The sequence below is a fragment of the Shinella zoogloeoides genome (genome assembly GCF_033705735.1).
Lineage (GTDB): Bacteria > Pseudomonadota > Alphaproteobacteria > Rhizobiales > Rhizobiaceae > Shinella > Shinella zoogloeoides_A.
Map to the genome: position 1 here is coordinate 1,200,602 of NZ_CP131130.1, position 13,037 is coordinate 1,213,638.

Below are 13,037 nucleotides of genomic sequence, written 5' to 3' on the forward strand. Positions count from 1 at the left end.
GGGCATCGAATATCCATGAATACCAGCGAACCCGACACGTTGAGCGGAACGTATTTCACCGCTGACAATCCGGATGGCAGTTATGGCAGCGGTCAGGTGGTTCGGCTGGCCGCACCGGGCGTCTATCTTGTCCGCTACGAGGGGACGGAAGTGACGCTGCCCCTCGAACTCGTTTCCCTCGACGAGATGCTGGAAGCCACGAGCGAGGGCTTCAAGGTGTGGCGCTTCTTCGACACGATCGAGGACAGGGAAAAATGGATGGAATGGCTCGACGCCCCCTCCAAGCCGCGCGTCATCTCTCTCGTCCGGCCGACGAACGAGCCGGAATAGGCGGTCGAAGCCGCGCCGGCATTTTGCCGCCAGCTTTCCCGGACTGTCTTCCGCTTCAAGCCTGCCGAATATGAACGAAACCATTCCCCATTTCCCTTCTCCCCGGCAGGGAGAAGGGAAGGGTGATCACGTCGAACTGCGTATCTGCAAGCCCTGTCGAGACATGGGCCCTCGACACAACGCACGGTTCGAATATTAGTAATCTATCAAATGATAAGGATTCGGTGTAATATCCTGCGCACGCCGATGGGGCGCTGTTCGAGCCGGGGGATCGTCATGCCGCAGCTTTCTCGCTTATTCTTCAAGACAGCCATCGTCTTTCTGATCGTGGGCATCGCCATGGGCCTGCAGATGGCGATCTCCGGCAATCACAATGTCATTGCCGCCCACACCCACGCAAACCTTCTCGGCTGGGTGACGATGGCCCTGTTCGGCACCTATTATGCCTTCAATCCGGCCAAGGCCGAGACGCGTTTCGCGCATCTGCAGTATCTGATCTACACGGCCGGCATAGCTGTGCTCGCGCCTTCGCTCTACGTCCTCTATCTCGGCTACGACGCGGCCGAGCCGGTGGCGGCGGTCAGTTCGCTGGTGGTCTTCGTCGGCGTGCTGATGTTCGCGGCGGTGGTCTATGGCAAGGAGCCGAAGTCGACCGTTCTCCCCAAGCGAACGCTTGCCTGATTTTTTGAGGGATTGCCGGGCGTGGAGTGCCTGCTCACGAAAATCGAAAGTCGATTCAATCGCTTGAGCGTCGATTTGAAGAGAGAGTGGAGGCCTCGCCCGGAATCGAACCGGGGTGCAAGGATTTGCAGTCCTCTGCGTAACCACTCCGCCACGAGGCCGTCCGTTTGCTATAAAGCGAGTGGTGCCGGGCGTTTAGAACGAATTTAGACAGGGTGCAAGAGGCATTCATGCCGAATGCCAAGCTTTTTTTGGAAGCGGCGGAAGGCGCGCCGGAAAGCACGCCGTTCCGGGTCATTGCGCCGATGCGCCTTCGAGGCCGACAAGGGCGATCTTGGCATAGCCGGCGCCGCGCAAGAGGTTCATCACGTCCATGACGCTGCCGTAGTCGACGGCCTTGTCGGCGCGCAGCAGGATGCGCGCATCCTTGTTGCCTTCCGTCACGGCGTCGATCTCAGGGCCGAAATTGTCGCGCGCGATCTCGCCGTTGCCGATGGAGACCGTGAGGTCCTTCTTCAGCGTCATGAAGACCGGCTTGTCCTCGCGCGGCGTCGGCTGGGCGACGGAGGAAGGCAGGTCGACATTGATGTCGACGGTGGCGAGCGGGGCGGCCACCATGAAGATGATGAGCAGTACCAGCATGACGTCGATGAATGGCGTCACGTTGATTTCGCTGTTCTCCTCGAGGTCGTCGCCGCCGCCTTCCCTGATCTTGCTGGCCATGGCGTTACCCGACCTTCACGAAGGAGGTGGCGCTGCGCTGCGCGGGCTGGCGCTGGGCGCGGCGCATGTCGAGGTCGCGGCTCGCAAGGCGCTCGATGGCGGCCGAGGCGTCGGCAAGCTGCTGGCGGTAGCCGGTGATGGCGCGGGCGAGGAAGTTGTAGATCACGACGGCCGGGATGGCGGCGACGAGGCCGATGGCAGTCGCCAGCAGCGCCTCGGCGATGCCGGGCGCGACGATGGCGAGGTTCGTGGTCTGCGCCTTCGAGATGCCGATGAACGAGTTCATGATGCCCCAGACCGTGCCGAAGAGGCCGACGAAGGGCGCCGTGGAGCCGATGGTGGCCAGAAGCCCGGTGCCCTTGGCGATGCGGCGGCCGGCATGCACTTCCATGCGGGCGAGGCGGGAGGCGATGCGCTCCTTCACGCCGCCGTCGGAGACGTGGTCGAGCACGGGCTCGGAAGCCTCCATCTCCTCGCGGGCGGCGCGGGTCATGCGCGCGGCGACGCCGCGGTTGCGGCCGAGCGCCTGCTCGCCGTCCTCCAGCCCACGGGCGGCAATGAGCTGGCGCACGGCGCTGCGGGCCGAGCGCTGGGCGGCGCCGAGCTCGGCGAGCTTGACGAGCAGCACGGTCCAGGTGACGACCGAAGCGAAGGCAAGGCCGGTCATCACGCCCTTGACGACGATATCGGCCGCCATGAACATGCCCCAGGGTGAAAGGTCGTGCGGCAGGCCGGCCTGACGGGCGCCTTCCGCGTCGTCGACGACGTCGAGCTCGGTCGCGTCCTCGTCGTCCTGCGCGGCGTCGGCCCCGGTTCCGGCCGCCTGGTTCGGCGTGGTGTTCTCCACCGCTGCCGGCCGGGAAGTCGTGTCCGTCGTGGTGGTGGTCGTCGTCGTGGTGCCGGTGGATTGTCCGGCATCCGTCTGGGCCGACGGCGTCTCCTGGCTCTGTGCCGAAACGGCGTGCGGCATGGCGAGTGCCATCAGGATGATCGCGAAGTGCAGTCGAGACCGTTTGAGCACGGCGTATTCCTCTTGCATGTCTCAATTCAAGCGAAGCCCGCTCCGGGAATCGGGCGGACGCGGCCGGTGAAGGCCGCTAAAACCTGAGTGCTCAATACGACATTATGCGTATGACAGGCAATAATATGTTGAGTAATTTATTCATGATAAGGTCAGATTGGCGAAGGGTGCTGTTTTTGCGCCGAGCGGCCCGCTGCCTATGGACACCCGCCCCGAAACCGCACTATGAGAATTGCAACGCATCCGGCGCGGGCCGGGCCTTTGCGCCGGTCTTCGCCGTTCATTCTTAAGGGCCAGAGATGATTGACTACAATGCAGCGCGCACGAAGATGGTGGACAACCAGATCCGTACGACGGATGTGACGTCGCACGAGGTGCTCGACGCCTTCCTCACCGTGCCGCGGGAAGAGTTCGTGCCGGCGGCGGCAAGGCCGCTCGCCTATATCGACAACGACATCCAGCTTGCGCCCGGCCGTTATCTCATGGAGCCGTCGCCGCTCGCAAAGCTGATCCAGCTTGCCGATATCGCGGCGGCCGACGTCGTGCTGGAAGTCGGCTGCGGCACCGGCTACGCCTCGGCCGTCCTCTCCAGGCTCGGCAGCTCCGTCGTCGCGCTGGAAAGCGATGCGGCCCTTGCCGCGACGGCAACCGAAACGCTAGCCCGCCTCGGCTTCGACAATGTCGCGGTGGTGACTGGCGACCTGGAAGCCGGCTATGCGCCGGAAGCGCCCTATGACGTGATCTTCGTGCACGGCGCCGTCGAATATGTCACAGAGCCGCTTTTCGCGCAGCTACGTGACGGCGGACGCCTCGTCGTCGTCGAGGGTTACGGCAACGCCTCGCAGGCACGCCTCTATATCAAGGAAAGCGGCCGGGTTGCCGAGCGCAACGTCTTCAACACCGCCGTCAAGCCGCTTCCCGGCTTCCGCAAGGCGAAGGAATTCGTCTTCTGAGCTTTCCCGAAAGGGACGGACATCGAAAGGCCCGCCGCTCGTCCGGCGGGCCTTTGTTTTTTTGCGGGGCCGGCCCGGGCCTTGGCAGGCCAAACAAATCTGTGCATCACTTATAACACTTGATTCGCAGCGATTTAGTTCGCCGCCGAACTCGCCTAGGGTCTTCGGCATGTCCGGCACGCCTCCTGCGGCAGGTCGCGGACGCCGCAGAGAACGGGGATAGAAATGGCTCAGCCGAATGTAGCGCGTGAACCGTCCATGGATGAAATCCTGGCGTCCATCCGCAAGATCATCGAGAACAACGAAGCGCAGCCGGACCTGGCCCACGATGCCGGCGAGGACGACGGCTTCGACATCACCACCGAGAGCCATTCGAGCCTGCTGGACAGCCCCGTCGTGGTCGACCGCTTCCATGCCGAGGAGCAGCATTCCGCCATCGTCCAGCCGATCCATCGGCCGGAGCAGGGCGCGCAGCCGGCCATGTCGCTGGCCGATGTCGCCGCGCGCGTGCGCGCCGCCTCCGAGCGCCATGTCGCCGCTAACCGAGAGACGGCCGAAACCTTGCCGATCGAGCCGGCCCCGGCCATCGCCCGCGAGCAGAATCCGCTGATGACCGCGCGCATGGCCGCGACGGCAAGCCATGATGCGCCCGCGCCGCAGCCTGCCGAGAAGATCGAACCGGTCGAGGAACGCATCGAGGCCTTCGCCCCGGCGGTGGAGATCAACACCGAGGACGCAGCGCCCGGCCGGGATATCGCCGCGCTCGTCTCGCCGGCCGTCGGCGAGCGTGTCGCCCAGTCCTTCGGCGCGCTGGCGGAAGCCCTCGATGCCGGCCCGCGCCGTTCCTTCGATGAGATCGCCGAGGACATGCTGCGCCCGATGCTGCAGGAATGGCTCGACGACAACCTGCCGACCCTCGTGGAGCGGCTGGTGCGCGAGGAGATCGAGCGGGTGGCGCGCGGCCCCCGCCGCTGATCGCCGCCGCTTTTCTTCACCGAAAAGACGATTTGAGCCGCGCCGAACCCCCGGCGCGGCTTTTCTTCTGATATTGTTGACTTCATGCCGGCCATCCGGTTTACAAAACCCACCGACAAACAGCAGGCCACGCACGAAAATGCTTGAAAAGAACTATGATTCCGCAGCGGTCGAGCCGCGAATTGCCAAGATGTGGGAAGATGCGGATGCTTTCCGCGCCGGCGAGGGCGCAAAGCCCGGCGCCGAGACCTTCACCATCGTGATTCCGCCGCCGAACGTGACGGGCTCGCTGCATATGGGCCATGCCCTCAACAACACGCTGCAGGACATCATGGTCCGCTTCGAGCGCATGCGCGGCAAGGACGTGTTGTGGCAGCCGGGCATGGACCATGCCGGCATCGCGACCCAGATGGTCGTCGAGCGCAAGCTCGCCGCCGAGAAGCTTCCGGGCCGCCGCGAGATGGGCCGCGAGGCCTTCGTCGAGAAGGTCTGGGAGTGGAAGGCGGAATCGGGTGGCCTGATCTTCAACCAGCTGAAGCGCCTCGGCGCGTCCTGCGACTGGTCGCGCGAGCGCTTCACCATGGACGAGGGGCTTTCCGCCGCCGTCCTGGAAGTCTTCGTCTCGCTCTACAAGGAAGGCCTGATCTATCGCGGCAAGCGACTGGTCAACTGGGACCCGAAATTCGAGACGGCGATTTCCGACCTCGAGGTCGAGAACCGGGAAGTCGACGGCCATATGTGGCACTTCAAGTATCCGCTGGCCGGCGGCGCCACCTATACCTATGTCGAGAAGGACGCCGACGGCAACGTCGTCTTCCAGGAAGAGCGCGACTACATTTCCATCGCCACCACCCGTCCCGAGACGATGCTGGGCGACGGCGCGGTCGCCGTCCATCCGTCCGACGAGCGCTATGCGCCCATCGTCGGCAAGCTCTGCGAGATTCCGGTCGGTCCGAAGGAGCATCGCCGTCTCATCCCGATCATCACCGACGAATATCCGGAGAAGGATTTCGGCTCCGGTGCGGTGAAGATCACCGGCGCGCACGACTTCAACGACTACCAGGTCGCCCGCCGCAACAATATCCCGCTCTACCGGCTGATGGACACGCAGGCTTCCATGCGCGCCGACGGCGAGCCCTACGCCGTCTACGCCGCCCAGGCGCTGGAGATCGCCAAGTCCGGCGACGTTCCGAGCGAGGCGGAAGTCGACGACATCAATCTCGTACCGGACGAATATCGCGGCCTCGACCGCTACGAGGCGCGTAAGCGCATCGTCGAGGCGATCAATGCCGAAGGCCTTGCCGTTACCGTCAAGGACGCCGAGGGCAACGCCGTTCCCTATGTCGAGAACAAGAAGGTCATGCAGCCCTTCGGCGACCGCTCCGGCGTCGTCATCGAGCCGATGCTGACCGACCAGTGGTTCGCCGATGCCGCGACGCTGGCCAAGCCCGCCATCGCCTCCGTCCGCGAGGGCCGCACCAACTTCGTTCCGAAGAACTGGGAAAAGACCTATTTCGAGTGGATGGAGAACATCGAGCCCTGGTGCATCTCCCGCCAGCTCTGGTGGGGTCACCAGATTCCGGCCTGGTACGGCCCGGACGGCCAGGTCTTCGTCGAGAAGACCGAGGAAGAGGCGCTGCACGCCGCCATCCAGCACTACATCGCCCATGAAGGCCCGTGGAAGGCCTGGGTCGAGGAGAAGCTGGAGAATTTTGCGCCGGGCGAGATCCTGACGCGTGACGAGGACGTGCTCGACACCTGGTTCTCCTCCGCGCTCTGGCCGTTCTCGACGCTCGGCTGGCCGGAGCAGACGAAGGAACTGGAGAAATATTACCAGACCGACGTTCTCGTCACCGGCTTTGACATCATCTTCTTCTGGGTCGCCCGCATGATGATGATGGGCCTGCACTTCATGAAGGACGAGTTCGGCAACCCGGTCGAGCCGTTCCACACCGTCTATGTCCATGCGCTGGTGCGCGACAAGAACGGGCAGAAGATGTCGAAGTCCAAGGGCAACGTCATCGACCCGCTCGAGCTGATCGACGAATATGGCGCGGACGCGCTGCGCTTCACGCTGGCGATCATGGCCGCACAGGGCCGCGACGTGAAGCTCGACCCGGCGCGCATTGCCGGTTACCGCAACTTCGGCACCAAGCTGTGGAACGCCACGCGCTTTGCCGAGATGAACGGCGTGAAGACCGATCCGCATTTCGTGCCGGAAACGGCCTCGCTGACGATCAATCGCTGGATCCTGACGGAGCTCGCCCGCACGGCGCGCGACGTTACCGAGGCAATCGAGACCTACCGCTTCAACGACGCGGCCGGCACGCTCTACCGCTTCATCTGGAACCAGTTCTGCGATTGGTATCTGGAACTGCTGAAGCCGGTCTTCAGTGGCGAGGACGAAGCGGCCAAGGCGGAATCGCAGGCTTGCGCGGCCTATGTGCTGGAGGAGACCTACAAGCTCCTGCACCCGTTCATGCCCTTCATGACGGAAGAGCTCTGGGCGCACACGGCGGGCGAGGGCGTAACGCGCGAAAGCATGATCTGCCATGCCGAATGGCCGGCGCCCGCCTATGCGGACGAGGCTGCAGCCGACGAGATCAACTGGCTGGTCGACCTCGTCTCCGGCATCCGCTCGGTCCGCGCCGAGATGAACGTGCCGCCGAGCGCGACGGCGCCGCTGGTCGTCGTCGGCGCAGGCGCGCTGACCAGGGCGCGGCTCGCCACGCATGACTCGGCCATCCGCCGTCTCGCCCGCGTGGAGGACATCCGCCTCGAGGACGCAGCGCCCAAGGGTGCGGCCCAGATCGTCGTCGGCGAGGCGACCGTCTGCCTGCCGCTCGGCAAACTGATCGACCTGGCCGCCGAAAAGGCCCGCCTGGAAAAGGCGATCGACAAGGCGAAGGCCGAAGCCGGCCGCATTCAGGGCAAGCTCTCGAACGAGAAGTTTGTCGCCAATGCCAAGCCCGAAGTGGTCGAGGCCGAGCGCGAGCGTTTCACCGAGTTGGAGCAGCAGCTTGCCAGCCTTTCCGTGGCTTTGACGCGTGTCAGCGAAGCAGGCTGATTCTACAGCCCGTCGTTGCAAAAGCCTGAAAAACCGCGCCGTTCACACGGCGCGGTTTTTTCGTTCAGGGGTCGCGGATGCAAATTCCCCGATGTGTCCGAAAAGTGACATGCTGAAGTAGCGTTGAAACGTTCATCTATATTTTAGCGATTTTTAAATGATTCTTGGAACATTATTTCGAGGCCTCGAATTGCTGAGGGGCTTCAAAAAAATCTTACGTAATTTTGCGAGCGGCATATGAGAATCACAGGCAAAAACTGGGATTTGCCAAGCCCGCACTCCTCTTCGATAGTCAGCTGCGAAATGGCGGTGGAGAGGCCGTCAGGGACATTTGGGGGAGCATGGATGATCGGTAAGATCTTCAAGAATGGAATTCTCGCCGCCGTGGCGCTCGCCGCGCTGGCAAGCACGGCCGAAGCCGGCGGCTACAGCCGCGGCGAGGCCGACACCGACATCCTGTTCGAAAGCGGCGACTTCATCTTCCGCGCTGGCGCGACCTACGTTTCCCCGCGACGGACGTTCAAGACGACGGGCGGAACGACGAACCATGACGGGGTCTATACGAACGACTATTGGATCCCGAGCGTTGCCGCCAAAATCGGGGTATCCGAGAATTTCGCTTGCGCATTGACCTATACGCAGCCGTTTGGTGTCGACGCGACTTACGGTGCCGACGTTCGTGCTGCTCAGATCACCGCGGGCAATAACCCCTACAGCGACAAGGGATTCGAGACGAACGAATATGGTGCCACCTGCGACGTCAAATTTGACGCCGGCGCAGGCAAACTCCATCTTCTCGGCGGCGTATTCGTGCAGGATTTCAGCTATACTGCGATGGTCGAAGCCGGAGGGGCGTTGCCTGCAGGGCGGTTCCATCTCGAAGACGACGCTGCCCTTGGCTATCGCATTGGCGCCGCATACGAAATAACTGAATATGCTTTGCGTGTCTCCTTGATGTACCGCTCAAAGGTTGACCATGAGGCTGATGAAGGTGATTTCAGCTTTGTTCATCCATTGGCAGGCCCTGTAGTTCTACCGGCCACGGGGTACGGTACGCTTCCTCAGTCCTTGAAGCTCTCCGCCCAAACAGGCGTTGCGCCCGGCTGGCTCATTTACGGATCGGTCAAATGGACTGACTGGAGCGTACTTGATGCGCTCAACTATGACATCGGCGGGGCCTCGGACCAGGACGTCTATAACTGGAAGGACGGCTGGACACTTCAGGCCGGCGTCGCCCATGTTTTCAACGAGAAGCTGACCGGTACCGTCAATCTGACCTGGGACAGCGGCGTCAGCACTGGCGCTGACATCCATGGCGACACGGTCACGCTCGGTGCAGGCATCCTGGCCAAGGTCGGACCCGGTGACCTGCGCTTCGGCGGTGGTATCAGCCATATGTCGTCCGGCAGCCAGTCCATATTGAAGGGCGCTACCTTCGATGCCACCGGCGGCGGCGGCTGGGCCTATGGCGTGACGGGGTCTTACAAGATCTCGTTCTGAACCGACGGTTTTCGATCCGGAATCGGGCTCGGCGTCATAGCCGGGCCCTTTTTCTTGGTTAATGTTCCGTTGCTGCCGGTCACCTCTCATGGGGAAACCGTAGCGACCTCTGAAAATATGTGACGGAATCGCAACACATTTTTTTCCAGAGTTTGCTACACCCATGGGCAAGCGACGAAATGTCCATTTCCCGCCACAAACGGGGCGCAGCGATAGGGGCATGTAGACGCGTGGAACCGCGCCAAGGGAAACCATGAGCCAGCCGATGTCATTGTCGCCGGAACTGCCGGAAACCCGCACGAGACCCGTGCATTTCCGGTTCGGTACGGACAGGAAGGCAAGGCGCGGAATTGTTGAAGTGATGCCCAAGTCCGAGTTGTTGCCGATGAAAGTACTGGTAATGGGCCTTTGCCTCTCGCTGTCCTCCTGGATGGCGCCCCAGGCCCTCGCATTCGATCCCCAGGCCGGCGTCAGCAAGGAAAGCGGTCCCTTCGACCTCTTCAAGTTCGGTTTCTTCTCCTACAAGGAAGGGCGCAAGAGCGACGCCGTCGAGGCCTACCGCTACGCGGCGGAAAAGGGCCATACCGGTTCGCGCTGGGCGCTCGCCAACATGTATGCCGACGGCGACGGCGTGCCGGAGAACGACCTCGAAGCCTTCAAGATCTACAGCGAGATCGCCCAGGCCGGCGTCGAGCCGGGCTCGGAAGACACCGGCTACTTCGCCAATGCATTGATCGCGCTCGCCAGCTATTACCGCCGCGGCATTCCCGACAGTCCTGTCAAGATCGACCTCTCGCAGGCGCGCCAGCTCTATTTCCAGGCGGCTTCCGCCTTCGGCATTCCGGAAGCGCAGTTCCAGCTCGGCCGCATGATGCTGACGGGCGAGGGCGGTTCGGTCAGCGTCCATCAGGCCAAGAAATGGCTGAACCGCGCTCGCAACAACGGCCATGCCGGCGCCATGGGCCTCTTCGGCAACATCATCTTCCAGGAAGGCGATACCGCCCGCGGCCTTGCCATGATGACCGCGGCCCTCGACCATTGTCTGCCCAAGGACTGTGCCTGGCTGCAGGCCAATCAGGAAGAGGCCTTCTCCGTCGCAAGCGAGGAGGACCGCCGCAAAGGCGTCGCGCTCGCGCAGAGCATCCGCTTCAATCCCAACGAATAAGCGCGCCTCGCCGCGAAAAGCTACGCGGCAAAATCCAGCAGCGCCACGACCGGCACGTGGTCGGACGGCTTTTCCCAGTTGCGCACATGCTTTTCGACAGCCGTCGAGATGAGGCGGTCCGAGGCTTCCGCCGACAGCATGAGATGATCGATGCGGATGCCGAAATTCTTCGGCCAGCATCCCCCCTGGTAATCCCAGAACGTATAGAGCGGCACGCCGTCGGACGTGGCGCGCACCGCATCGGTGAGGCCGAGGTTTTCGAGGCGCCGGAAGGCTTGCCGGGTCGGGGGCAGGTAGAGGGCGTCCCGCTCCCAGACCTTGACGTCCCAGCAATCGTGCGGCTCGGGGATGACATTGTAGTCGCCGGCGAGCACCAGCGGCTCCTCCAGCGCCAGCCGGTTCTCGGCAAAGGCGACGAGCCGGTCCATCCAGGCGAGCTTGTAGGGATATTTCACCGGATCGTCCGCCGGATTGCCGTTCGGCAGGTAGATCGAGCAGACGCGGATCGCGCCGCCCTCGACGGAGAACACGCCCTCGATGAAGCGCGCCTGTTCGTCGCCCTCGCCGCCGGGAAGGCCGCGGTTCACCTCGTCGGGGCGGATCTTCGAGAGGAGCGCGACGCCGTTGAAACCCTTCTGGCCATGCGTCTCGACGTGATAGCCGAGCGCTTCAATCTCGCTACGCGGAAAGCTCTCGTCGACGGTCTTGATTTCCTGCAGCGCGACGATGTCCGGGGCCGATTCCCTGAGCCAGGCGAGGAGGTTGTCGATGCGTGCCCGCACGCCGTTGATGTTCCAGGTGGCAATCTTGATCGGCATGCGGGTTCCTGTCGGGTTTCTGTTTAGATCGAGAAACTGGTGCCGCAGCCGCAGCTTGCGACGGCGTTCGGGTTCTTGATCTGGAAGGACTGGCCGAGCAGGTTGTCGACAAAGTCGATCTCGGATCCGTCCATGTAGACGAGGGAGAGCTGGTCGATCAGCACTTTCGCATCGTCCTTTTCGAGCACCAGGTCGTCGTCCTGCTGGTCCTCGACAAGGTCGAACTTGTAGGAAAAGCCGGAGCAGCCGCCGCCCTCGACGGAAACGCGCAGCGCCTGCTTTTCCGGCGACGAGCCGAGGATCGAGGCGATGCGCCGTGCCGCGGCGTCGGATAGGGTTACGAGCTTGTCGGTCATGTCTGCCTCCTGCCGGGGTCAAGATCCGGAGAGAATCGCTTGTCTCACACGGCCGGCAAATGAGATGCCGAACGGTCCTGCTGTCACACGATGCCTGAAGCAAATCCCTGAAAAGACTTGTCTTTCAAGCACGGCTTGCAGCCGGACTTGCCGCTATGCACACTATAGGTATGAAGGCATTGAGGCCGCGTCAATGGGCGGCGTGAATGCAGGTGACGAATGACGTTTGACAGATATGCGCTCGGTTTCGGCGCGGGACAGCGCGCCATCTACGCTTCCGACCCCTGGGCGACCCGCGGGCGGCTCTTTCCCGAGCCGGAAAGCCCGACGCGCTCGGATTTCCAGCGCGACCGCGACCGCATCGTCCACACCACCGCCTTCCGCCGCCTCAAGCACAAGACGCAGGTCTTCATCGCCGCCGACGGCGACCACTATCGCACCCGGCTGACCCACACGATCGAGGTCGCGCAGATCGCCCGCGCGCTGGCCCGCGCCCTGAAGCTCGACGAGGACCTCGCCGAAGGCGTCGCGCTGGTGCACGATTTCGGCCACACGCCCTTCGGCCATACCGGCGAGGATGCGCTGCACGAGGTGCTGGAACCCTTCGGCGGCTTCGACCACAATGCCCAGTCGCTGCGCATCGTCACCAAGCTGGAGCGCCGCTATGCCGATTTCGACGGCCTCAACCTCACCTGGGAAAGCCTCGAAGGCCTCGTCAAGCACAACGGCCCGCTGATCGGCCCGACGGGGGAGTGCACGCACGGCGACGACGTGCCGCGCCCGATCCTCGAATATTGCGCCGTGCACGATCTGGAACTGTCCAGCTTCGCCAGTCTGGAGGCGCAGGTGGCGGCGATTGCCGACGACATCGCTTACAACACCCATGATATCGACGACGGCCTGCGCTCCGGCTATCTCGAATTCGAGATGCTGGAGGAGGTGCCGTTCCTCGCGCGGCTGATGAAGGAAGTGCACGACCGTTATCCGGGGCTGGAAGAGCCGCGCTTCACCCACGAGATCATGCGCCGCCAGATCACCGCCATGGTGGAGGACGTCATCGGCTACGCCCAGCAGGCGATCCACGACGAGCGCCCGGAAAGCGCCGACGACGTGCGCAAGGCCCATCGCTGCCTTGCGACCTTCTCCGAGGAAATGGCGGTGACGGACCGGCAGATCAAGAAACTGCTGTTCTCTCGCATCTACCGCCACCCGGAAGTGATGCGGGTGCGCGCCAACGCCGCCTCGATCCTGACGGACCTCTACCACGCCTATATGGACGACCCGCAACTCATGCAGGGGCATTATTGGGTGGACCGTATCGCGACCATGCCGGAATCGGCTCGTGCCCGTCATGTCGGCGATTATCTCGCCGGAATGACCGACAATTACGCGATAGACACGCATCGGCGGCTGTTTGACCATACCCCGGAATTGCGATAGTCACCCGC

The 13,037-nt window shown here is 63.0% G+C and carries 12 protein-coding genes and 1 tRNA gene; 8 read left to right on the forward strand and 5 right to left on the reverse strand.

The annotated features are described in order from the left end of the window. The first annotated feature begins 15 nt into the window (after positions 1 to 15). Both ShzoTeo12_RS06265 and ShzoTeo12_RS06270 read left to right on the forward strand, forming a co-directional pair. Entirely contained in the window at positions 16 to 330 is a 315-nt protein-coding gene (locus ShzoTeo12_RS06265) for a hypothetical protein (RefSeq protein WP_119258378.1), read from the forward strand. A 276-nt stretch (positions 331 to 606) separates the two neighbouring features. After that, positions 607 to 1,011 carry a hypothetical protein gene (locus ShzoTeo12_RS06270; protein WP_119258445.1) on the forward strand — a complete coding sequence of 135 codons (405 nt, stop codon included), beginning with the start codon at positions 607 to 609 and terminating at the stop codon, positions 1,009 to 1,011. A gap of 87 nt (positions 1,012 to 1,098) precedes the next feature. Here the strand turns inward: ShzoTeo12_RS06270 and ShzoTeo12_RS06275 are convergent. The 3 genes from ShzoTeo12_RS06275 to exbB form a co-directional block, all read right to left on the reverse strand. Continuing rightward, positions 1,099 to 1,172: transfer RNA gene (locus tag ShzoTeo12_RS06275), tRNA-Cys, on the reverse strand. Between the two features lie 133 nt (positions 1,173 to 1,305). Further along, the gene (exbD, locus tag ShzoTeo12_RS06280; RefSeq protein ID WP_318911696.1) at positions 1,306 to 1,734 is read right to left on the reverse strand and encodes a TonB system transport protein ExbD; all 429 of its coding nucleotides are present in this window, start codon (positions 1,732 to 1,734) and stop codon (positions 1,306 to 1,308) included. A gap of 4 nt (positions 1,735 to 1,738) precedes the next feature. Then, positions 1,739 to 2,773 (reverse strand): tonB-system energizer ExbB, encoded by a 1,035-nt coding sequence (gene exbB, locus ShzoTeo12_RS06285; RefSeq protein WP_318911697.1) that lies wholly within the window; start codon positions 2,771 to 2,773, stop codon positions 1,739 to 1,741. A 284-nt stretch (positions 2,774 to 3,057) separates the two neighbouring features. Here exbB and ShzoTeo12_RS06290 point away from each other — a divergent pair, with 284 nt between their 5' ends. The 5 genes from ShzoTeo12_RS06290 (at position 3,058) to exoR (ending at position 10,415) form a co-directional block, all read left to right on the forward strand. Continuing rightward, complete coding sequence (locus tag ShzoTeo12_RS06290) at positions 3,058 to 3,708, forward strand: protein-L-isoaspartate O-methyltransferase (RefSeq protein ID WP_318912382.1); 651 nt, start codon at positions 3,058 to 3,060, stop codon at positions 3,706 to 3,708. A gap of 225 nt (positions 3,709 to 3,933) precedes the next feature. Next, positions 3,934 to 4,683, forward strand: a complete 750-nt coding sequence (locus ShzoTeo12_RS06295; protein WP_318911698.1) for a PopZ family protein — start codon at positions 3,934 to 3,936, stop codon at positions 4,681 to 4,683. A 139-nt stretch (positions 4,684 to 4,822) separates the two neighbouring features. Continuing rightward, entirely contained in the window at positions 4,823 to 7,750 is a 2,928-nt protein-coding gene (locus tag ShzoTeo12_RS06300; protein WP_318911699.1) for a valine--tRNA ligase, read from the forward strand. 345 nt (positions 7,751 to 8,095) lie between these two features. Continuing rightward, complete coding sequence (locus ShzoTeo12_RS06305) at positions 8,096 to 9,250, forward strand: OmpP1/FadL family transporter (protein WP_318911700.1); 1,155 nt, start codon at positions 8,096 to 8,098, stop codon at positions 9,248 to 9,250. A 385-nt stretch (positions 9,251 to 9,635) separates the two neighbouring features. Continuing rightward, positions 9,636 to 10,415, forward strand: a complete 780-nt coding sequence (gene exoR / locus ShzoTeo12_RS06310) for an exopolysaccharide production regulator ExoR (protein ID WP_413251121.1) — start codon at positions 9,636 to 9,638, stop codon at positions 10,413 to 10,415. A gap of 20 nt (positions 10,416 to 10,435) precedes the next feature. Here exoR and xth read toward each other — a convergent pair whose 3' ends face one another. Beyond that, entirely contained in the window at positions 10,436 to 11,227 is a 792-nt protein-coding gene (gene xth, locus ShzoTeo12_RS06315) for an exodeoxyribonuclease III (protein WP_318912385.1), read from the reverse strand. 29 nt (positions 11,228 to 11,256) lie between these two features. Then, positions 11,257 to 11,589, reverse strand: coding sequence for an iron-sulfur cluster insertion protein ErpA (gene erpA, locus ShzoTeo12_RS06320; protein ID WP_119258372.1), 333 nt, complete (start codon positions 11,587 to 11,589; stop codon positions 11,257 to 11,259). A gap of 219 nt (positions 11,590 to 11,808) precedes the next feature. Between erpA and ShzoTeo12_RS06325 the strand changes: the two genes are divergently transcribed. Then, positions 11,809 to 13,029: a deoxyguanosinetriphosphate triphosphohydrolase gene (locus ShzoTeo12_RS06325; protein ID WP_119258371.1), complete on the forward strand. Its 1,221-nt coding sequence runs from the start codon at positions 11,809 to 11,811 to the stop codon at positions 13,027 to 13,029. The last annotated feature ends 8 nt before the right edge of the window (positions 13,030 to 13,037 follow it).